General features: G+C 72.0%; 18 protein-coding genes. 14 read left to right on the top strand and 4 right to left on the bottom strand.

The window, feature by feature from the left end:
- Window positions 1-27: 27 nt before the first annotated feature.
- Window positions 28-2,250: a RelA/SpoT family protein gene (locus ACZ6H8_RS12165; protein WP_464147109.1), complete on the top strand. Its 2,223-nt coding sequence runs from the start codon at window positions 28-30 to the stop codon at window positions 2,248-2,250.
- On the opposite strand, the gene ACZ6H8_RS12160 is transcribed toward ACZ6H8_RS12165, so the two are convergent.
- From ACZ6H8_RS12160 to ACZ6H8_RS12150, 3 genes are all read right to left on the bottom strand, one after another.
- Window positions 2,237-2,746 (bottom strand): hypothetical protein, encoded by a 510-nt coding sequence (locus ACZ6H8_RS12160; RefSeq protein ID WP_464147107.1) that lies wholly within the window; start codon window positions 2,744-2,746, stop codon window positions 2,237-2,239. The genes ACZ6H8_RS12165 and ACZ6H8_RS12160 overlap by 14 nt on opposite strands.
- A gap of 91 nt (window positions 2,747-2,837) precedes the next feature.
- Entirely contained in the window at window positions 2,838-4,067 is a 1,230-nt protein-coding gene (locus tag ACZ6H8_RS12155) for a DUF349 domain-containing protein (protein WP_464147106.1), read from the bottom strand.
- A gap of 28 nt (window positions 4,068-4,095) precedes the next feature.
- Entirely contained in the window at window positions 4,096-4,884 is a 789-nt protein-coding gene (locus ACZ6H8_RS12150; protein ID WP_464147105.1) for a peptidylprolyl isomerase, read from the bottom strand.
- 92 nt (window positions 4,885-4,976) lie between these two features.
- Here ACZ6H8_RS12150 and ACZ6H8_RS12145 point away from each other — a divergent pair, with 92 nt between their 5' ends.
- From ACZ6H8_RS12145 to ACZ6H8_RS12115, 7 genes are all read left to right on the top strand, one after another.
- A complete protein-coding gene (locus tag ACZ6H8_RS12145; RefSeq protein ID WP_464147104.1) occupies window positions 4,977-6,320 on the top strand; it encodes a replication-associated recombination protein A in 1,344 nt (447 codons plus the stop codon).
- Between the two features lie 149 nt (window positions 6,321-6,469).
- Complete coding sequence (gene rpsD / locus ACZ6H8_RS12140) at window positions 6,470-7,090, top strand: 30S ribosomal protein S4 (protein WP_464147103.1); 621 nt, start codon at window positions 6,470-6,472, stop codon at window positions 7,088-7,090.
- A 103-nt stretch (window positions 7,091-7,193) separates the two neighbouring features.
- Window positions 7,194-7,373: a hypothetical protein gene (locus tag ACZ6H8_RS12135; protein WP_464147102.1), complete on the top strand. Its 180-nt coding sequence runs from the start codon at window positions 7,194-7,196 to the stop codon at window positions 7,371-7,373.
- An 80-nt stretch (window positions 7,374-7,453) separates the two neighbouring features.
- Window positions 7,454-10,108, top strand: a complete 2,655-nt coding sequence (alaS, locus tag ACZ6H8_RS12130; RefSeq protein WP_464147101.1) for an alanine--tRNA ligase — start codon at window positions 7,454-7,456, stop codon at window positions 10,106-10,108.
- The gene (gene ruvX / locus ACZ6H8_RS12125) at window positions 10,108-10,563 is read left to right on the top strand and encodes a Holliday junction resolvase RuvX (protein WP_464147099.1); all 456 of its coding nucleotides are present in this window, start codon (window positions 10,108-10,110) and stop codon (window positions 10,561-10,563) included. The genes alaS and ruvX overlap by 1 nt, the downstream gene beginning before the upstream one ends.
- A complete protein-coding gene (gene mltG / locus ACZ6H8_RS12120) occupies window positions 10,563-12,092 on the top strand; it encodes an endolytic transglycosylase MltG (RefSeq protein ID WP_464147098.1) in 1,530 nt (509 codons plus the stop codon). The genes ruvX and mltG overlap by 1 nt, the downstream gene beginning before the upstream one ends.
- Before the next feature lie 34 nt (window positions 12,093-12,126).
- Window positions 12,127-12,903 (top strand): shikimate dehydrogenase family protein, encoded by a 777-nt coding sequence (locus ACZ6H8_RS12115; RefSeq protein ID WP_464147097.1) that lies wholly within the window; start codon window positions 12,127-12,129, stop codon window positions 12,901-12,903.
- A gap of 4 nt (window positions 12,904-12,907) precedes the next feature.
- On the opposite strand, the gene ACZ6H8_RS12110 is transcribed toward ACZ6H8_RS12115, so the two are convergent.
- The gene (locus ACZ6H8_RS12110; RefSeq protein WP_464147096.1) at window positions 12,908-14,107 is read right to left on the bottom strand and encodes a CDP-alcohol phosphatidyltransferase family protein; all 1,200 of its coding nucleotides are present in this window, start codon (window positions 14,105-14,107) and stop codon (window positions 12,908-12,910) included.
- A gap of 100 nt (window positions 14,108-14,207) precedes the next feature.
- Here ACZ6H8_RS12110 and aroC point away from each other — a divergent pair, with 100 nt between their 5' ends.
- Genes aroC through nusB form a run of 6 tightly spaced genes read left to right on the top strand, consistent with a single transcriptional unit; the run spans window position 14,208 to window position 18,470 of the window.
- Window positions 14,208-15,395: a chorismate synthase gene (gene aroC, locus ACZ6H8_RS12105; protein ID WP_464147095.1), complete on the top strand. Its 1,188-nt coding sequence runs from the start codon at window positions 14,208-14,210 to the stop codon at window positions 15,393-15,395.
- Complete coding sequence (locus ACZ6H8_RS12100) at window positions 15,392-15,889, top strand: shikimate kinase (protein ID WP_464147094.1); 498 nt, start codon at window positions 15,392-15,394, stop codon at window positions 15,887-15,889. Before aroC ends, ACZ6H8_RS12100 begins: the two co-directional genes overlap by 4 nt.
- Window positions 15,886-16,953, top strand: coding sequence for a 3-dehydroquinate synthase (aroB, locus tag ACZ6H8_RS12095; protein WP_464147093.1), 1,068 nt, complete (start codon window positions 15,886-15,888; stop codon window positions 16,951-16,953). Before ACZ6H8_RS12100 ends, aroB begins: the two co-directional genes overlap by 4 nt.
- Before the next feature lie 23 nt (window positions 16,954-16,976).
- A complete protein-coding gene (gene aroQ / locus ACZ6H8_RS12090) occupies window positions 16,977-17,435 on the top strand; it encodes a type II 3-dehydroquinate dehydratase (protein ID WP_464147092.1) in 459 nt (152 codons plus the stop codon).
- A 50-nt stretch (window positions 17,436-17,485) separates the two neighbouring features.
- Entirely contained in the window at window positions 17,486-18,049 is a 564-nt protein-coding gene (gene efp / locus ACZ6H8_RS12085; RefSeq protein ID WP_464147091.1) for an elongation factor P, read from the top strand.
- 1 nt (window position 18,050) lies between these two features.
- The gene (gene nusB, locus ACZ6H8_RS12080; RefSeq protein WP_464147090.1) at window positions 18,051-18,470 is read left to right on the top strand and encodes a transcription antitermination factor NusB; all 420 of its coding nucleotides are present in this window, start codon (window positions 18,051-18,053) and stop codon (window positions 18,468-18,470) included.
- Window positions 18,471-18,584 lie beyond the last annotated feature (114 nt).

Here is an 18,584-nt window from a genome sequence, read left to right as displayed (position 1 = left end):
GATCGCGCGCGGGGGCAGGATGGACGCATGAGCGAGACGCAGACCACAGGCGCGTTTCGCACCCTGCTGCCATTCCTGTTCTCGCGGTCGAACCGCGCTGGCGCGATCGACGACCTGATCCGCACGGTCAAGGGACACCATCCGAAGGCCGACACCGGCCTCATCCAGCGTGCCTACATCGTCGCCGAGCGCGCCCACCAGGGCCAGTTCCGCAAGTCGGGCGAGCCGTACATCACCCACCCCGTCGCGGTCGCGCAGATCCTCGCCGACCTCGGCATCGGGCCGGTGACGATCGCAGCCGCGCTGCTCCACGACACCGTGGAGGACACCGAGTACACGCTCGACCAGTGCCGTGCCGACTTCGGCGACGAGGTCGCGATGCTCGTCGACGGCGTCACGAAGCTCGACAAGCTGCAGTACGGCGAGGCCGCGCAGGCCGAGACGATGCGCAAGATGGTCGTCGCGATGGCGAAGGACATCCGCGTCCTCGTCATCAAGCTCGCCGATCGCCTGCACAACGCACGCACGTGGGGCTTCGTCTCGAGCGAGTCCGCGCAGCGCAAGGCGCGCGAGACGATCGAGATCTACGCGCCGCTCGCGCATCGCCTCGGCATCCAGGCGATGAAGACCGAGCTCGAGGACCTGTCGTTCGCCGTCCTCAACCCGAAGGTCTACGTCGAGATCAAGAACCTCGTCGAGGGGCGGGCGCCAGAGCGCGACCGCTACATGGAGGAGGTCGTGCAGGCGCTCGTCGACGACATGCGCGGCGCACGCATCAAGGGCCGCGTCACGGGTCGGCCGAAGCAGTACTACTCGATCTACACGAAGATGCAGGTGCGCGGCCACGAGTTCGCCGACATCTACGACCTCGTGGGCGTGCGGGTCATCGTGCCGAGCGTGCGCGACTGCTACGCGGTGCTCGGGCAGATCCACGCGCGATGGAAGCCGATGCCCGGCCGCATGAAGGACTACATCGCGACGCCGAAGTTCAACCTGTACCAGTCGCTGCACACGACGGTCGTCGGCCCGGAGGGGCGGCACGTCGAGATCCAGATCCGCACGGAGGAGATGCATCGCCGCGCCGAGTACGGCGTCGCGGCGCACTGGAAGTACAAGCAGGGCGGCGGCCAGGCGGTCACAGGCGAGGACATGGCGTGGCTCGCCCACCTCAACGACTGGCAGGCGGACACGCAGGACCCGGGGGAGTTCCTCGACTCGCTGCGCTTCGAGATCGGTGCGAAGGAGGTGTACGTCTTCACGCCGAAGGGCAAGGTCGTGGGGCTGCCTGCCGGTGCGACGCCCGTCGACTTCGCGTACGCCGTGCACACCGAGGTCGGCCACCGCACGATGGGGTCGAAGGTCAACGGCAGGCTCGTGCCGCTCGACACGCGCGTGCAGACCGGTGACGTCGTCGAGGTGTTCACCTCGAAGAACCCCGACGCGGGCCCCAGCCAGGACTGGCTGTCGTTCGTGCAGAGCGCGAGGGCGCGCAACAAGATCCGTCAGTGGTTCACCCGCGAACGTCGCGACGAGGCGATCGAGCAGGGGCGCGACGCGATCGCGAAGGCCATGCGCAGGCACAACCTGCCGCTGCAGCAGCTCATGAGTCGCGAGTCGTTCGTCGAGGTCGCCTCCGCGATGGGCTACGACGACGTCAACGGGCTCTACGCCGCCGTCGGCGAGGGCCACGTCTCGACGCAGTCGGTGCTCGAGAAGGTCGTGGCAGGCCTGCAGGGGGCCGTCGACGAGGACGAGTTCATCCCCGTCAGCCCCTCGCGCAGCGCGCAGACTCGCACGTCGTCGTCTGGCGTGCTCGTGCGCGGCGCCGACGACATCCTCGTGAAGCTGTCGAAGTGCTGCACGCCCGTGCCAGGGGACGACATCGTCGGCTTCGTCACGCGCGGCCAGGGCGTCAGCGTGCACCAGCGGTCATGCCCGAACGTGCAGGGCCTGCTCGCCGAGCCCGAGCGCATGATCGAGGTGTCGTGGGCGGACAACGTGAAGAGCGTGTTCCTCGTGCACATCCAGGTCGAGGCGCTCGACCGCTCCGGCCTGCTCTCGGACGTCACGCGCGTGCTGAGCGAGCACCATGTCAACATCCTCTCGGCGTCGGTGCAGACCGGCACCGACCGCCTCGCGATCAGCAGGTTCGTCTTCGAGATGGGCGACACGACGCATCTCGACCGCGTGCTCAACGCCGTGCGTCGCATCGACGCCGTCTACGACGTCTACCGCGTCACGGGCGGCTGACGCCGGGAGCGCGCAGCGCGAGCTCCTCGAGGCGTGCGAGCGAGCGCGCGACGCCCCTGCGTCCCGAGACGGGGATCGCCCAGCGCGCCTCGCGCTCGTCGTCGACGAGCAGTCGGATCGCGGTGCGCGCCGTGTCGTCGTAGGGCTCGTCGGCGAGCAGGTCCACCGCGGTGCGCAGCCTGCCCGTCACGCGTGCGCCATCGACGTCGAGGCACGTGTCGAGCGCGACGCGGCGGATGACCGCCCGGCAGCCGGCGGGCACGTCGGCGCGGCGATGGCGCAGCGTCGCCACGTCGACGACCGCAGGCAGCGGTGCTGCGCCGTGCACCCACGCGGCCGCGAGCCCCGACACGATGTGCGCAGGGCCCAGCGGCAGCCGCAGCGCACGGAGGCGATCGGCGGGGGAGATGACGCGGTCGAGGTGGCGCGCGGAGGCGGCGAGGTCGACGAGATCGCCATCGAGGCGCATCGCGGAGCGTTCGGCGTCGGAGAGCATGCGCGCAGCGTGCCGCACGCCGCGCATGCCACAGGGCGCCGATCCCCACTGCTGTGGAGAACGGCGCCCTGTGGTGTCGTCGCCGAGCGCGTCAGCGCGCGGAGGCGACCACGGCGAGCCACTCGCGCTTCGTGGCGAGCTCCGCCTCGAGGCTCGTGACCTTCGCGGCGTCCTTCGAGGCCCTCGCGGCCTCGAGGGCTGCCTCGAGCTGCTCGATCGACTCCTCGAGCTGACCGGCGAGCCCCTCGGAGCGTGCCTTGCGCTCGGGGTTCGTGCGGTCCCAGTGGTCGTCGTCGAGCTTGCGCACGTGCGCCTCGATGCGGCGCATGCCGTCCTCGACCTCGCGCACCGCCTCACGCGGGACGCGACCGATCTCGTCCCACCGACGCTGCAGGGCGGTGAGCGTGTCGCGAGCCTTGACCCGATCGGTGGCCTGCAGCAGCGGCTGCGCCTCCGCGAGGATGGCGCGCTTGGCCTCGAGGTTCTCGCCCTGCTCGCCGTCGACGACGGCGCTGGCCTCGGACTTCGCCTGGAAGAGCACGTCGCCTGCGGCCTTGAAGTCGGCCCAGAGCGCGTCGTCGACCTTGCGACCGGCTCGTCCTGCCGCCTTCCACTCGTCGAGCAGCGACCGGTACGCGGGGATGCCGTCTGCGCCCTTGGGAGCCAGCGCCTGCGCGCGCTCGACGAGCGCCTGCTTGCGCGTGCGCGCGTCCTTGTGCTGCGAGTCGAGCTCGGAGAAGAACGCCCTGCGACCCTGCTCGACGGTCTGCCGCGCGTCGCGGAAGCGACGCCACAGCGCGTCGGCGACGGGCTTCGGGATGCGGGGCCCGTCCTTCTGCGCCGTCTGCCAGCGCTGGAAGAGGGCATCGAGCTCCTGGCTCGCCTGCTTCCACTGCACCTGCTTCGGGTCGCGCGCGGCGAGCGCCTCTGCTGCGGCGACGATGGCCTCGCGGTCTGCGACCGCCGCCTCCGTCTCCTTGAGCGCCTCGGCCCGCTGCTCGGCGCTCAGCTCCTCGAGCTTGCCTGCGAGGGCATCGATCCGCGTCAGCAGAGCCTCGAGGTCGCCGACGGCGTTGGCGCCCACGATCGACTCGCGCAGATGGCGGGAGGCCTTCTGCACGTCGCTCGCGGAGGCGCCTGCGCGCGATCGCTGCTCGAGCAGGCGCACCTGCCCTTCGAGATCTGCGTACTTGCGCTGGAAGTAGGCGAGCGCCTCATCGGGGCTCGCGTCGGGGTACTGGCCGACCTCACGCCACTGCTCGCCCTCACGGACGGAGACGGTGCCATGCTCGTCGACGCGGCCCCACGGGTTCGCGTCCATGGGTTCAGGCTACTTCACGCGAGGCGCGTCATTCGACGGTCGCGGCCTCGATCGTCACCGGGTTCAGCGGCGCGCCGTCCTGCGGCGCTGCTCCGGTCGCCGGATCGGGCGCCGTGCCAGCCGAGATCACGTCGTCGACGAGCTGGTCGAGCCCGCTCGTGACGGTGCCGACGACCGAGTAGCCGCCTGCGGCGTCGCTGGGGATGTCGGTCTCGCCGTAGACGATGAAGAACTGGTGGCCGTTGGAGTTGCCGTCGCCGCTGGCACGGGCCATCGCGATGGTGCCGGCGGCGTAGACGTCGTCGCTCGGGGCGTTCTCGATCGGCCCGTACTGGTAGCTCGGGTCGCCGGCACCCGTGCCGTCGATGGAGCCGCACTGCAGCACCTCGAACCGCTCGGCGGTGGTGAGGCGATGGCACGACTTGCCTGCGTAGTAGCCGGTCTGGATGTCGTTGATGACGGCGGAGACCGCCTGCGGCGCCAGCTCGCCGTCGAGCTCGATGCCGAGCTCCACGCCGTTGATCGTGAGCGAGCCCGTCCATGCGCGACCCTCGGCGAGCGAGGCGTCCGGCACGGCCTCGGACACGACGGGCTCGTCGGTGGCCGAGGGGGCGGGGGACTCCGACGCCGCTGCGTCGTCGGTCGCCGTGGAGTCGACGTACCACCACTGGCCGAGGCCGGCGAGGGTGCCGACGACGACGACCGCGGCGATGGCGATGACGTTGTCGCGACGCAGCCTGCGCTGCTTGCGCTCGTGCACGGTGCGGCGCGCGCGGTAGTCGCGGACCCGCCGCTGCTGCTCCTTGGTGCTCGTCACCGATGGTCTCCCGTCTGGATCGCTCGGATGAGCATACGTGCTCCGTCTGTGGCGGACGCCGCCGCGTCGGTGGCCGACCGTACGATGGGGGCATGGCGAACGCGGGGCTCGGATCGTCGACGGCGCCGCTCGCGGTTCGCATGCGACCACGATCGCTCGACGAGGTCGTCGGGCAGCGGCATCTGCTGCGCGACGGCTCTCCGCTGCGGCGGCTCGCGACGCCCGGGGCGCGCAGCGGGCAGTCCGTCATCCTGTGGGGTCCGCCAGGCACGGGCAAGACGACGATCGCGCAGGCGATCGCCGCCTCGAGCGATCGCCGATTCGTCGAGCTCAGCGCCGTGACCGCCGGCGTGAAGGACGTCAGGCAGGTCATGGAGGAGTCGCTGTCGACGCGCGACCTCTACGACTCGCAGACGGTGCTGTTCCTCGACGAGATCCACCGCTTCACGAAGGCGCAGCAGGATGCGCTGCTGCCCGGCGTCGAGAACGGCTGGGTCACCCTCATCGCGGCGACGACCGAGAATCCGTCGTTCAGCGTCATCAGCCCGCTGCTGTCGCGGTCGCTGCTGCTCACGCTCGAGCAGCTGCCGGACGACGAGCTCGGCGGCCTGCTCGACCGCGCCGTCGCCGACCCGAGGGGGTTCGGCGGCCGCGTGCGCCTCGACGACCCCGCGCGAGCAGCGATCGTGCGCCTCGCGTCCGGCGACGCGCGGCGCGCGCTGACCGTGCTCGAGGCGGCCGGGTCGCACGTCCTGTCGCTCGCGGAGCGCGACGCCGTCGCGGACGACGAGGTCGAGGCACCGCTCGTCACCGACGAGGTCGTCGCCGAGAGCGTCGATGCGGCGCTGCTGCGCTACGACCGGCAGGGCGACGAGCACTACGACGTCATCAGCGCGTTCATCAAGTCGGTGCGCGGCTCGGATCCCGACGGCGCCCTGCACTGGCTCGCCCGCATGATCGAGGCGGGGGAGGACGCGAGGTTCATCGGCAGGCGCCTCATCATCCTCGCGTCGGAGGACGTCGGCATGGCCGACCCGCAGGGGCTCGTGATCGCGACGGCGGCAGCGCAGGCCGTACAGCTCATCGGCATGCCGGAGGGGCGGATCCCGCTCGCGGAGGCGACCGTCTACCTCGCGACGGCGCCGAAGTCGAACCGGTCGTACAAGGGCGTCGACGCCGCGATCGCCGACGTCCGGCGCGGCGCCTTCGGGCGTGTGCCGACGCATCTGCGCGACGCGCACTACCCGGGCGCCAAGCGGCTCGGTCACGGCAAGGGATATCGCTACGCGCACGATGCGCCGCACGGCGTCGCCACGCAGCAGTACCTGCCTGACGAGCTCGTCGGCACGACCTACTACGACCCGGGCGCGCACGGGTACGAGCGCGACGTCGCCGCTCGGCTCGAGCGCATCCGCGCCATCCTGCGCGGAGACTGAGGAGCGCGGCGAGCCGTCGTGCGGGTGCCCGGAGTCGAGCGTCTGGTAGCCTGGACGACGGTCCACTTCGGACCACCATCCAGAAATCCTTGAGCCGTCCAACGTGACGGCTGGCCGCTCACGCGGCTGCGATGCGAAGGAAGACACGCATGACCACCAGGACCAGCATCACGCGCAAGTCGCGTGCGCTCGGCATCGCCCTCACCCCGAAGGCTGCCAAGTACCTCGAGAAGCGCCCCTACGGCCCCGGCCAGCACGGGCGCACCAAGCGCAAGGCCGACAGCGACTACGCCGTCCGTCTGCGCGAGAAGCAGCGTCTGCGGGCCCAGTACGGCATCCGCGAGAAGCAGCTGCGCCTCACGTTCAACGAGGCCCGCCGCCAGGCCGGCCTGACCGGTGAGAACCTCGTCGAGCTGCTCGAGATGCGTCTCGACGCGCTCGTCGTGCGCGCAGGCTTCGCCCGCTCGACCGCGCAGGCTCGCCAGCTCGTCGTGCACCGCCACATCACCGTCGACGGCCAGCGCGTCGACCGCCCCTCGTTCCGCGTGAAGGAGGGCCAGGTCATCGGCGTGCACGAGCGCTCCGAGGGCATGGAGCCCTTCCAGGTCGCGGCCGCAGGCGGTCACGCACAGGTGCTCCCGCCCGTGCCGCCGTACCTCGACGTGACCCTCGACCGCCTGCAGGCGCGCCTCGTGCGTCGCCCCAAGCGCGCCGAGGTGCCCGTCGTCTGCGACGTGCAGCTCGTCGTCGAGTACTACGCAGCGCGCTGACCCATCTGGCAGCGCGAGGGCCGTCCGGGACTCCCGGGCGGCCCTCGTTCGTTCGTGCGGCCGTGCTCGATAGACTGGCCGTCCAATCCACGAGGGGATCGCAATGAGGAGCATCGTCCTGATCGCGCTCGGCGCCGTCATCGGCGCCGTGGCCGTGACGCGCATGCAGCAGACGGCCAAGGGCAAGGAGATCCTCGACGGCGCGGATGCGCGAGTGCGCGAGTTCACCGACGCCGTCAAGGACGGCTACTCGAGCCGCGACCGCGAGCTGCGCGGCGAGTAGCCGCACCAGCCCACAGGACCGAACCCCCTCGCCTCCGCACGGAGGTCGCAGCGCCCGCCTGGGCGGAAGAGACGTGACGCATGCAGACCGCTGAGATCCATGACCGCTTCCTGCGCTACTTCGAGCGCAAGGACCACACGATCGTGCCGTCCGCGTCGCTCGTGAGCGACGACCCGACGATCATGTTCACGATCGCGGGCATGGTGCCGTTCATCCCGTACCTCACCGGCCAGGAGCCTGCGCCGTTCGCGCGGGCCGCCGACGTGCAGAAGTGCATCCGCACCAACGACATCGAGGAGGTCGGCCGCACGCCGCGGCACGGCACCTTCTTCCAGATGACCGGCAACTGGTCGTTCGGCGACTACTTCAAGCGCGAGGCCATCGCCTACGCGTGGGAGTTCCTCACCGGTGCCGAGGACCACGGCAACCTCGGCTTCTCGCCCGACGACCTGTGGGTCACGGTGTTCGAGACCGACGACGAGGCCGTCGCGCTGTGGCAGGAGATCGCGGGGCTGCCGCTCGAGCGCATCCAGCGCCTCGGCCGCGACACGAACTACTGGTCGACGGGTCAGCCGGGGCCTGCGGGCCCCTGCTCGGAGATCTTCTTCGACCGCGGCCCCGCCTACGGCATCGACGGTGGTCCTGCGACCGACGACGACCGGTACGTCGAGATCTGGAACCTCGTGTTCATGCAGGACCAGATCGCCGACGTGCGCTCGAAGACCGACTTCCGCATCGTCGGCGACCTGCCCGCGAAGAACATCGACACCGGCATGGGCCTCGAGCGCATCGCGTTCCTCAAGCAGGGCGTCGAGAACATGTACGAGATCGACCAGGTGCGCCCCGTGCTCGACCTGGCGGCGGAGCTCTCGGGCCGCGCGTACGGCGCGGACCACGAGGACGACGTGCGCATGCGCGTCGTCGCCGACCACGTGCGCTCGTCGCTCATGCTCCTGTCGGACGGCGTCACGCCCGGCAACGAGGGCCGCGGCTACATCCTGCGCCGCCTCATGCGCCGCGCGATCCGCGCCATGCGCCTGCTCGGCGTGCACGAGCCCACGTTCCCCACGCTGTTCGCCGCCTCGCGCGACGCGATGCAGTCGGCCTACCCCGAGCTCGCGACCGACTGGTCGCGGCTGTCGCGCTTCGCCGTGGCAGAGGAGGAGACCTTCCTCAAGACGCTCGAGGCAGGCTCGACCGTGCTCGACGGCGCGCTCGAGACGACGCGCGGAGACGGTCGCGTGCAGCTCGCGGGCGACACGGCCTTCCTGCTGCACGACACGTACGGCTTCCCCATCGACCTGACGTTGGAGATCGCGGAGGAGCAGGGCCTCACGGTCGACCGCGCCGCGTTCGACCGCCTCATGGGCGAGCAGCGCTCGCGTGCGAAGGCCGACGCGAAGGCGAAGCGCGGCGCGCTCGCCGACCGCTCGGTCTACGGTGCCTTCCGCGCCGTGGGCGAGACGGCGTTCCTCGGCTACGAGGAGCTCGAGGCGGACGGCGAGGTCGTCGGCATCCTCAAGGACGGCGTGAGCGTGCAGCGCGCCGCCGTCGGCGACGAGGTCGAGGTCATCCTCACCGCGACGGCCCTCTACGCCGAGTCCGGCGGCCAGGACTCCGACCAGGGGCGCCTCGTCGGCGACGCGTTCGAGGCGGACGTCATCGACGTGCAGCGTCCCGTGCCGGGCCTCACGAGCCACACCGTGACGGTCGTGAGCGGCGAGGTCGGGGTCGGCGACCGTGCGCGCTCCGTCGTCGACGCGGCGTACCGTCGCGGCGCGACGCAGGCGCACTCGGCCACCCACGTCATCCACGCCGCGCTGCGGCAGGTCCTCGGTCAGGATGCGCACCAGTCGGGGTCGTACAACAAGGCCGGCTACATGCGCCTGGACTTCTCGTGGTCGAGTGCGCTGAGCGCCGACACGCGCTCGGAGCTCGAGGAGATCGCCTCGAGCGCGATCGCAGACGACCTCGAGGTCTCCACGCGCGTCATGCCGCTCGACGAGGCGCGCGAGGCCGGTGCGATGGCGCTGTTCGGCGAGAAGTACGGCGACAGCGTGCGCATGGTCGACATCGGCGGCCCCTGGTCGCGCGAGCTGTGCGCAGGCACGCACGTGTCGTCGTCCGGCCAGATCGGGCTCGTCGCCATCACGGGCGAGTCGAGCGTCGGTGCGACGAACCGTCGCATCGAGGCGATCGTCGGCCAGGACGCCTTCCGCGAGCTCGCGGCCGAGCGCGCCCTCGTGCAGTCGATCTCGCAGAGCCTCAAGACGCCGAAGGACCAGCTGCCAGGCAGGATCGACGACCTCGTCGCCTCGCTGAAGGCGGCCGAGCGCAAGGTCGCCGAGTTCGAGGCGCAGCGTCTGACGCTGCGCGTGCCCGAGCTCTCGCAGACCGCGTCGCGCGAGGGTCGCTCGCGCCTCGTCGCAGCCGACCTCGGCGTGCTCGCCTCGGCCGACGACGTGCGCTCGCTCGTGCTGCAGGTGCGCGAGCGCCTCGGTGCCGACGCCGCGACGGTCGCGCTCGGCGCGACGGTGGGCGAGAAGCCGGTCGTCGTCGTGGCGACGAACCAGGCGGCTCGCGACGCAGGCGTGCAGGCCGGCGCGCTCGCCAAGGCCGCGGCCGGCGTGCTCGGTGGCGGTGGCGGTGGCAAGCCCGACCTCGCCCAGGGCGGAGGCACGGATGCGGCGCGGATGCCGGATGCGCTGCGCACGATCGCGGAGAGCCTGGCCTGATGCGGCAGGGCGTCCGGCTCGGCGTCGACGTGGGCAGGGTGCGCGTCGGCGTCGCCAGGTCGGATCGCGATGGACTGCTCGCGATGCCCGTGGAGACGATCCAGCGGGCGGACCTCGACGGACTCGTGCGGCGGATGCGCGAGCTCGTCGCCGAGGTCGACGCCGTGGAGCTGGTCGTGGGGCTGCCGCTGTCGCTCTCGGGCGGCGACACCCCGAGCACGCAGGATGCGCGCGACGTGGCGGCGGCGCTCGCCGTCGTCGCGCCGGTGCGCCTCGTCGACGAGCGGCTCTCGACCGTCACCGCGCAGGCGGGCATGCGTCAGGCCGGTCGTTCGACGCGCAGGCAGAAGGGCGTCATCGACCAGGCAGCGGCCGTCGTGATCCTGCAGCACGCGCTCGACGCCGAGCGATCCGGTCGGATTCCGGGCATCATGGTGGACCACGAGGAGGTCTGATGGGACGTCGGGGGAGACCGCCGGGGACGCCGGGATCGGGCCAGGAGCCCGAGCTGCCGTTCGAGCCAGGGCAGCCTGAGGGCTCGCAGCCTGACGCGGGGCAGCCGGGGGCTGGGCAGCAGCCTGCCGCCGAGCAGCCCTCCGACGCGCGCGAGCAGCAGGCATCGACGCCTGCCGACGACGCTGGGCAGCCGACGTTCGAGGAGATCTTCGGCACGCCGACGACCGACGCGCCGGAGCCCGCATCCACCCCCGACGCCGCGCCGACGGCACGACCCTCGGAGCCCGTCGCCTCGACGCAGCGCGATCCGGTCGCAGCCGGGCCCTCGCCCGTGGACGCCCTCGCCGACGCGGTCGGCGCGACGACGTCGCAGACGCCGTGGGCGACCGCCACGAGCGCGCCCGCCTCGGAGACGGCCTCGCCGCGCGAGCGCGCTGCGAAGCCTGCCCGCGCGGCGAGGCAGGGCAGGAAGGCGAAGCCCCGCCGCGGCATCGCGGGCGGCATCGTCATCATCGTGCTGGTCCTCGCGATCCTCGGTGGCATCGTCGGCGGCGGCTGGGCGCTGTTCGGTCCGGCGATCGTCGACCGCTTCGCCGAGACGGAGGACTTCGAGGGCGCAGGCACCGGCGAGGTCGTCGTGCGCATCGAGCAGGGATGGTCGGGCGCGCAGGTCGCGACGATGCTCGAGGAGGAGGGCGTCATCGCCGACCAGGAGGCGTTCTACGAGCTCCTCGTCGCCGACTCGAGCATCGGCTTCCAGCCCGGCTCCTACCGACTCGCGCTCGAGATGTCGTCGCAGGCGGCGCTCGACGCGCTGCAGGACGGTGCGAACCGCCTCGTGCTGCAGGTCACGATCCCGGAGGGCTTCGTGCTGCAGCAGGTCTTCGCCCGCCTCGCCGAGCAGACGGGCGTGCCGGAGGCCGAGATCGTGCAGGCCGCGAGCGATCCAGCCGCGTACGGCGTCACGGGACTCAACCTCGAGGGATGGCTCTTCCCCGCCACGTACACGTTCGACGACGGCGCCACGGCGCAGCAGATGCTGCAGACCATGGTCGACCGCATGCGGCAGGCGCTCACCGACCGCGGCGTGCCGGAGGACCAGTGGCAGACGGTCGTGACGTTCGCGTCGCTCGTCGAGCGCGAAGGCGGGCCGGTGGAGAACTTCGGCAAGGTCGCGCGGGTGTTCCAGAACCGCCTCGACATCGGCATGCTCATGCAGTCGGACGCGACGGTGCACTACGGCATCGGCGACTTCGGCGTCATCACGACGACCGACGAGGAGCGCGCCGACGCCGGCAACGTCTACAACACGTACGTCTACGCCGGACTGCCTGCGGGCCCCATCGGCGCGCCGGGAGACGCGGCGCTCGACGCCGTCCTGGCGCCGACGGAGGGTGACTGGCTGTACTTCGTCACGGTCGACCCGTCGACGGGGGAGACGGTGTTCTCGAACACGCTCGCGGAGCACAACCAGGCCGTGCTGCGCTTCCAGGCGTGGCTGCGCGACAACCCGGACTACGGCAGCTGATGCTCGCGGCGCTCCGAGCGAGCAGGAGCGTCGCGTGCGGCTGAGCGTGCTTGGCGACCCCGTCGAGCACTCGCGGTCGCCGCGCATCCACGCCGCCGCCTACGCCGTGCTGGGCCTCGACTGGACGTACGGTCGCGACCGCGTGGCAGCCTCGGCGCTGCACGCGCACCTCGACGCGCTCGGCGAGGAGTGGCGCGGCGTCTCGGTCACCGCCCCCCTCAAGGAGGCGGCGGCCGCGTGGGCGCTCGAGCGCGATGCGCTCGTGACGCGCACGGGAGCGGCGAACACGCTGCGGCTCGACCTGCGTGCCGGGTGGAACACCGACGTCGCAGGCATCGTCGACGCGTTCGCGGAGGTCGGGGTGGCGGGCGTCGAGCGCGGCGCGATCGTCGGCGGGGGAGCGACGGCGATCTCGGCGCTGTGCGCGCTGTCGACGATGGGTGCCGACCGGGTCGACGCGTGGCTGCGTACGCCGGCGAAGGGCGAGCGGCTCGTCGCCCTCGGCGCCGAGCTCGACGTCGAGGTGCGCATCGTCGGCCCAGGAGCCGCGCCGCTCGTCGGCGACGTCGTCGTGAGCACCCTGCCTGCATCGGCGGATGCCGCGCCCGCGCTCGCGGGACCGCGCGCGATCCTCGACGCCGACTACGCCTCGGGTGCGAGCCGCTACGAGGGCGTCGCACCGCTCGTGCCGGGCCTGTCGATGCTGCTGCACCAGGCGCTGCGGCAGGTGCGCATCTTCGTGCACGGCGACCCGGATGTCGCCGTCGATCGCGAGCCCGAGGTCTGGGCAGCGATGCGCGCCGCCGCCTGACGCCCTAGCGGGAGGCAGCGGCGAGGCGTGCCGCGAGTCGCGCCGCGGCGACGACGTGCAGCACGAGGCCTGCGAGCAGCACGAGGAACCCCACGCCGACGAGGATGCGGTACGCGAGACCGCTGGCGTCCTGCGCCGCGAGGCCTCCTGCCATCGCCGCCAGCCCGGCGAGCTGCACGACCGTGCGCGCCCTGCCGAGCCGCGTCGGCGCGAGCGCGCGCAGCGCGTGGCTGCGCACGACCGCGAGCACGACGCAGAAGACGTCGACGACGACGAGGATGACCGCGATCTGGATCGAGAGCACCTGCCCGATCGCCATGCCGACCACGATGCCCAGCACGAGCAGGTGGTCGGCGACGGGGTCGAGCAGGCGCCCGAGCGTCGAGGTCGCGCCGCGCGCGCGGGCGAGCAGGCCGTCGGCGGCATCCGTCGCCCAGGCGACGCCGACGACGATGACGGCGGCGAGCCACAGGCCGTTCGCGAGCAGCAGGGCGGCGACGACGGCGAGCACGACACGCGAGGCGGACACGGCGTTCGGCAGCGTGCGCCAGCCGACGTCCGCGTCGGCGTCCGCGAGCCACGCGCGCACCGAGTCGCGCCGCAGCACGGCTCGGCCCGCGACCACGACGACGACGACCGACGCCGCGACGATCAGCAGCACGAGCACGGCGTCGCCGAGCACCTCCTGCGCGATGTCGAGCGCGCCCCGCAGCGCGTAGCCGACGCCGACGTACAGCGCCGCCCACGTCGCGGCGCCGGCGAGCGACGCCGCGAGGAAGCGCGGATAGGCCAGCTGCGCCGTGCCCGCCGCAGCCGGGGTGAGGGTTCGGACGACGGGCACGAGCCGCGTGAGGAAGACGGCAGCGGCACCGCGACGCTCGAGCACGTCGACCGCCCGATCCCAGTGCTGCTGGCCGAGCCTGCGCACGAGCGCCGTCTCGCGCAGCCGCGGCCCCATCCGACGGCCCAGCAGGTAGCCGACGTGGTCGCCGGCGCTCGCCCCGACGACGACGGCGCCCAGCATGCCGAGCGCTGCGAGCGGCGACGGCATCGTCGCGGCCAGCAGCAGCACGATCGTCTCGCCGGGCACGACGAACCCGAGGCCGAGGCCGGACTCGAGCAGCGCGAAGACGCCGGCGAGCATCCACGTGACGTGCGGTGGCACCGACTCCGCGATGCCGAGCACCCAGTCGACGACGTCCATGCGACCTCCCTCTCGACCTTCGACGCTATCCGCACGTCGCGCGGGCGTCGTCGTACCGGGGTGCGCGGATCGTCGTACCGGAGGTGGAAGGATGGACCCCATGCTTCGATGGCTGACCGCAGGCGAGAGCCATGGCCCCGAGCTCCTCGCGATCCTCGAGGGGCTCCCTGCCGACGTGCCCGTGACGGCGGAGGCCATCCAGGCCGATCTGCAGCGGCGCAAGCTCGGCGCGGGCAGGGGCGCGCGCATGAAGTTCGAGCAGGACGCGCTGTCGATCTCCGGCGGCGTGCGGCACGGACGGTCGATGGGCTCGCCCGTCGCGCTGCGCATCGGCAACACCGAGTGGCCGAAGTGGACCGAGGTCATGAGCCCCGCGCCGCTCGACGAGGCGCCCACGGGCGCGCGTGCAGCAGCGCTCACGCGTCCGCGCCCCGGTCACGCCGACCTCGTCGGCATGCAGAAGTACGGCTTCGACGAGGCCCGTCCCGTGCTCGAGCGGGCCAGCGCGCGCGAGACCGCGGCCCGCGTCGCCCTCGGCGCCGTCGCGAAGGCGTTCCTCGGCGAGCTGGGCGTGCGGCTCGTGAGCCACACGCTCGCGATCGGGCCCGTGCGCGTGCCTGACGGCGCCCCCATCCCGACGCCGGACGACGTCGACGCCCTCGATGCCGATCCGCTGCGCTGCCACGACGCCGAGACGAGCGCCGCGATGCTCGCCGAGGTCGACGACGCGAAGTCGGCCGGCGACACGCTCGGCGGCGTCGTCGAGGTCTGCGCGTACGGCCTGCCGCCCGGGCTCGGCTCGTACGTGCACTGGGATCGACGTCTCGACGCGCGGCTGGCAGGCGCGCTCATGGGCATCCAGGCCATCAAGGGCGTCGAGGTCGGGGACGGCTTCGAGACGACGCGCCGCCGTGGCAGCGTCGCCCACGACGAGCTCGTGCCCGGAGCCGACGGCATCGAGCGCGTCACCGACCGCGCAGGCGGCACCGAGGGCGGCATGTCGACCGGCACGGTGCTGCGCGTCCGTGCGGGGATGAAGCCCATCGCGACGGTGCCGCGCGCGCTGCGCACCATCGACACCACCACGGGCGACGCCGCAGCCGCCCACCACCAGCGCAGCGACGTGTGCGCCGTGCCCGCCTCGGGCGTCGTCGCCGAGGCGATGGTCGCGCTCGTGCTCGCCGACGCCATGCTCGAGAAGCTCGGTGGCGACTCCGTCGGCGAGGTGCGCCGCAACCTCGACGCCTACCTCGCTGCGATCCCAGAGACGCTGGTCACGACCGCGTGAGACCCGTCGCGCTCATCGGGCCGATGGCGGCGGGCAAGTCGAGCGTGGGCCGCAAGCTCGCGAGCAGCGTCGGTGCGACGTTCGTCGACACCGACCGCGAGATCGCACGCGCGCACGGACCCATCCCGGAGCTGTTCGCCCGCGAGGGCGAGCCCGCCTTCCGCCGCATCGAGGCCGACGTCGTCGCCGCCTCGCTCGTGGACGGCGCCATCGTCTCGCTCGGCGGCGGAGCGCCGCTCGACGCCGGCACGCAGACGCTGCTCGCCGACGCGCACGTGGTGCTGCTCATGATCGACGACCGGCAGGCCGAGCGTCGCATCGCAGGATCGAATCGCCCCCTGCTCGCCGACGGAGGCATCGACGCGTGGCGTCGGATCCTCGCCGAGCGCGAGCCCACCTACCGAGCGCTCGCCGACCTCGAGGTCGACGCATCGCGCCGCCGCATGAGCGACATCGTCGCCGAGATCGCCACCTGGCTGGAGGCCAACGCGTGACCACCACCACCATCGCCGTCCGCACCGACCGCCCCTACGACGTCGTCGTCGGCCGCGACATCCTGCTGCCGCAGGTCGCCGAGGCCGTCGCAGGCGCCGCGCAGGTGCTCGTCGTGCACCAGCCCGCCATGGCGCGCCAGGCCGACGCGCTGAAGGCCGAGCTCGGCGACCACGTGCTGCTGGCCGAGGTGCCGGATGCCGAGGCCGCGAAGCGCATCGAGGTCGCGCAGTTCCTGTGGCAGATCATGGGCCAGGCCGACTTCACCCGCACCGACATGGTCGTGGGGCTCGGCGGCGGCGCCGTCACCGACCTCGCTGGCTTCGTCGCGGCGACGTGGCTGCGCGGCGTCGGCGTCGTCCTCGCTCCCTCGAGCGTGCTCGGCATGGTCGACGCGGCCGTCGGCGGCAAGACCGGCATCAACACCGAGCAGGGCAAGAACCTCGTGGGGGCGTTCCACCATCCTGCGCACGTCGTGTGCGACGTGGCGCTGCTCGACACGCTGCCGCGCAACGAGCTGCTCACGGGCTTCGCGGAGATCGTGAAGGCGGGCTTCATCGCCGACCCCGCGATCCTCGCGCTGCTCGAGGACCACCTGGATGCGGCGACCGACCCTGCGACGCCGGAGTTCGCCGAGATCGTCGCCCGCGCCATCCGGGTGAAGGCCGACGTCGTGGCCGAGGACTTCACCGAGCAGGGTCTGCGCGAGATCCTCAACTACGGCCACACGCTCGCGCACGCGATCGAGCACACCGAGCGCTACCGCTGGCGCCACGGCGCCGCCGTCGCCATCGGCCTCATGTACGCCGCCGAGCTCGGCAGGCTCGCAGGGCGCCTGCCCGAGTCGGTCGTCGACCGGCACCGCGCGATCCTCGAGTCGCTCGAGCTGCCCACGTCGTACCCGATGGGCAGATGGCAGACGCTGCTCGCCACGATGCGACGCGACAAGAAGGCGCGCGGTGCCATGCTGCGCTTCATCGTGCTCGACGACGTCGGCCGCCCGCGCGTGCTCGAGGGCCCCGACGACTCGATGCTCTTCACGGCGTACCAGTCGCTCGCCGACTGACGCCGCGACCCTAGGCTTGCCCCATGCGCATCCTCGTGCTCAACGGCCCCAACCTGGGCAGGCTCGGCTCCCGCGAGCCCGACGTCTACGGCTCCGCAGGCCTCGACGAGGTCGAGCGGGTCGTGGCGTCGACCGGCGTCGAGGTCGACCTGCGCCAGACCGACTCCGAGGCGGAGCTCGTGCACTGGATCCACGAGGCCGTCGACACCGTCACGCCCGTCGTGCTGAACCCCGCCGCGTTCACCCACTACTCGTACGCGCTGCGGGATGCGTGCGCCCTCGTGACGACGGCGGGCATCCCGCTGATCGAGGTGCACATCACCAACCCGCACGCCCGCGAGACGTTCCGGCACACCTCGACGATCTCGGGCGTCGCGACCGGCGTCGTCGCAGGGCTCGGCCTCGACGGGTACCGGCTCGCGGCCCTCGCGATCCTCGCTCGCCAGAGCCCGCCTCCCGGCGGCTCGACGACCGTCGGGTAGCATCGTCTGTCGGCTGCGCATCGCTGCCGACGACTTCTTCCGAGGGATCCATGGCGACGACGAACGACATCAAGAACGGCGCGGTGCTCAGCATCGACGGACAGCTCTGGAGCGTGATCGAGTTCCAGCACGTCAAGCCAGGCAAGGGTGGCGCGTTCGTGCGCACGAAGCTCCGCAACGTCCGCAGCCTCAAGGTCGTCGACAAGACCTTCAACGCCGGCACGAAGATGGACTTCGCCACGGTCGACCGCCGCGACTACCAGTTCCTCTACAACGACGGCACCGACTACGTGTTCATGGACAACGACACGTACGAGCAGTTCCAGGTGAGCCCGGAGATCGTCGGCGACGCCGCGAAGTACCTGCTCGACGGCGCCACGGCGCAGATCACGATGCACGAGTCGGAGGCGCTCCAGGTCGAGCTGCCCGGCTCGGTCGTGCTCGAGATCACCTACACCGAGCCCGGCCTGCAGGGCGACCGGTCGAGCGCGGGCACGAAGCCCGCGACCGTCGAGACCGGCGCCGAGATCCAGGTGCCGCTGTTCGTCGAGCAGGGCACGCGCGTCAAGGTCAACACGGCAGACGGCTCCTACCTCGGCCGCGTCACCGACTGACGTGGCGCAGGTCTATCCCTCGAGGCGCAAGGCTCGCAAGCACGCGGTGGAGGTCGGCTACAGCGCGATCGTGCGCCGCGACGACCCCGTCGAGCTCCTGCGCGTCACGACGCTCGACCAGGGCTGGTCGAGGCACGGGTGGTTCGCGTACTGCGAGGAGCTCGTCACGGGCGTCGCGCACCACGCGGACGAGCTCGACGAGCTGATCGAGCAGTCGAGCGAGCACTGGAGCCTCGAGCGCATGGCGCGCATCGACCTCGCGATCCTGCGCGTCGCCGCGTGGGAGCTCGCCTACAACGCCGACGTGCCCGACGAGGTCGCGATCTCGGAGGCGGTGACGCTCGCAGGCGAGCTGTCGACCGATCGCTCGGCACCGTTCGTCAACGGCGTGCTCGCGAAGGTCGCCGGCCAGGTCGGCTGACCCCTCCGGCGCCCAGGCGCCGACCGCGTCGAGTCCGGATGCGCGGCCCGCGCGCGCTACGATGAGGGCACCGACAACCTTTTCGAGCCGTCCTGCGAGGCGGCCGCGACGCCC

The organism is Agrococcus sp. AC640b (assembly GCF_979255995.1).
Note: the sequence above shows the minus strand (reverse complement) of the source record. Positions and strands in the feature narration are given on the sequence as shown.

What these genes read in the sequence shown, in the direction of transcription:
- ACZ6H8_RS12165 (WP_464147109.1), top strand. Translation starts at nt 28, where the DNA reads ATGAGCGAGACGCAGACCACAGGCGCGTTTCGCACCCTGCTGCCATTC.
- ACZ6H8_RS12160 (WP_464147107.1), bottom strand. Translation starts at nt 2,746, where the DNA reads ATGCTCTCCGACGCCGAACGCTCCGCGATGCGCCTCGATGGCGATCTC.
- ACZ6H8_RS12155 (WP_464147106.1), bottom strand. Translation starts at nt 4,067, where the DNA reads ATGGACGCGAACCCGTGGGGCCGCGTCGACGAGCATGGCACCGTCTCC.
- ACZ6H8_RS12145 (WP_464147104.1), top strand. Translation starts at nt 4,977, where the DNA reads ATGGCGAACGCGGGGCTCGGATCGTCGACGGCGCCGCTCGCGGTTCGC.
- rpsD (WP_464147103.1), top strand. Translation starts at nt 6,470, where the DNA reads ATGACCACCAGGACCAGCATCACGCGCAAGTCGCGTGCGCTCGGCATC.
- ACZ6H8_RS12135 (WP_464147102.1), top strand. Translation starts at nt 7,194, where the DNA reads ATGAGGAGCATCGTCCTGATCGCGCTCGGCGCCGTCATCGGCGCCGTG.
- alaS (WP_464147101.1), top strand. Translation starts at nt 7,454, where the DNA reads ATGCAGACCGCTGAGATCCATGACCGCTTCCTGCGCTACTTCGAGCGC.
- ruvX (WP_464147099.1), top strand. Translation starts at nt 10,108, where the DNA reads ATGCGGCAGGGCGTCCGGCTCGGCGTCGACGTGGGCAGGGTGCGCGTC.
- mltG (WP_464147098.1), top strand. Translation starts at nt 10,563, where the DNA reads ATGGGACGTCGGGGGAGACCGCCGGGGACGCCGGGATCGGGCCAGGAG.
- ACZ6H8_RS12110 (WP_464147096.1), bottom strand. Translation starts at nt 14,107, where the DNA reads ATGGACGTCGTCGACTGGGTGCTCGGCATCGCGGAGTCGGTGCCACCG.
- aroC (WP_464147095.1), top strand. Translation starts at nt 14,208, where the DNA reads ATGCTTCGATGGCTGACCGCAGGCGAGAGCCATGGCCCCGAGCTCCTC.
- aroQ (WP_464147092.1), top strand. Translation starts at nt 16,977, where the DNA reads ATGCGCATCCTCGTGCTCAACGGCCCCAACCTGGGCAGGCTCGGCTCC.
- efp (WP_464147091.1), top strand. Translation starts at nt 17,486, where the DNA reads ATGGCGACGACGAACGACATCAAGAACGGCGCGGTGCTCAGCATCGAC.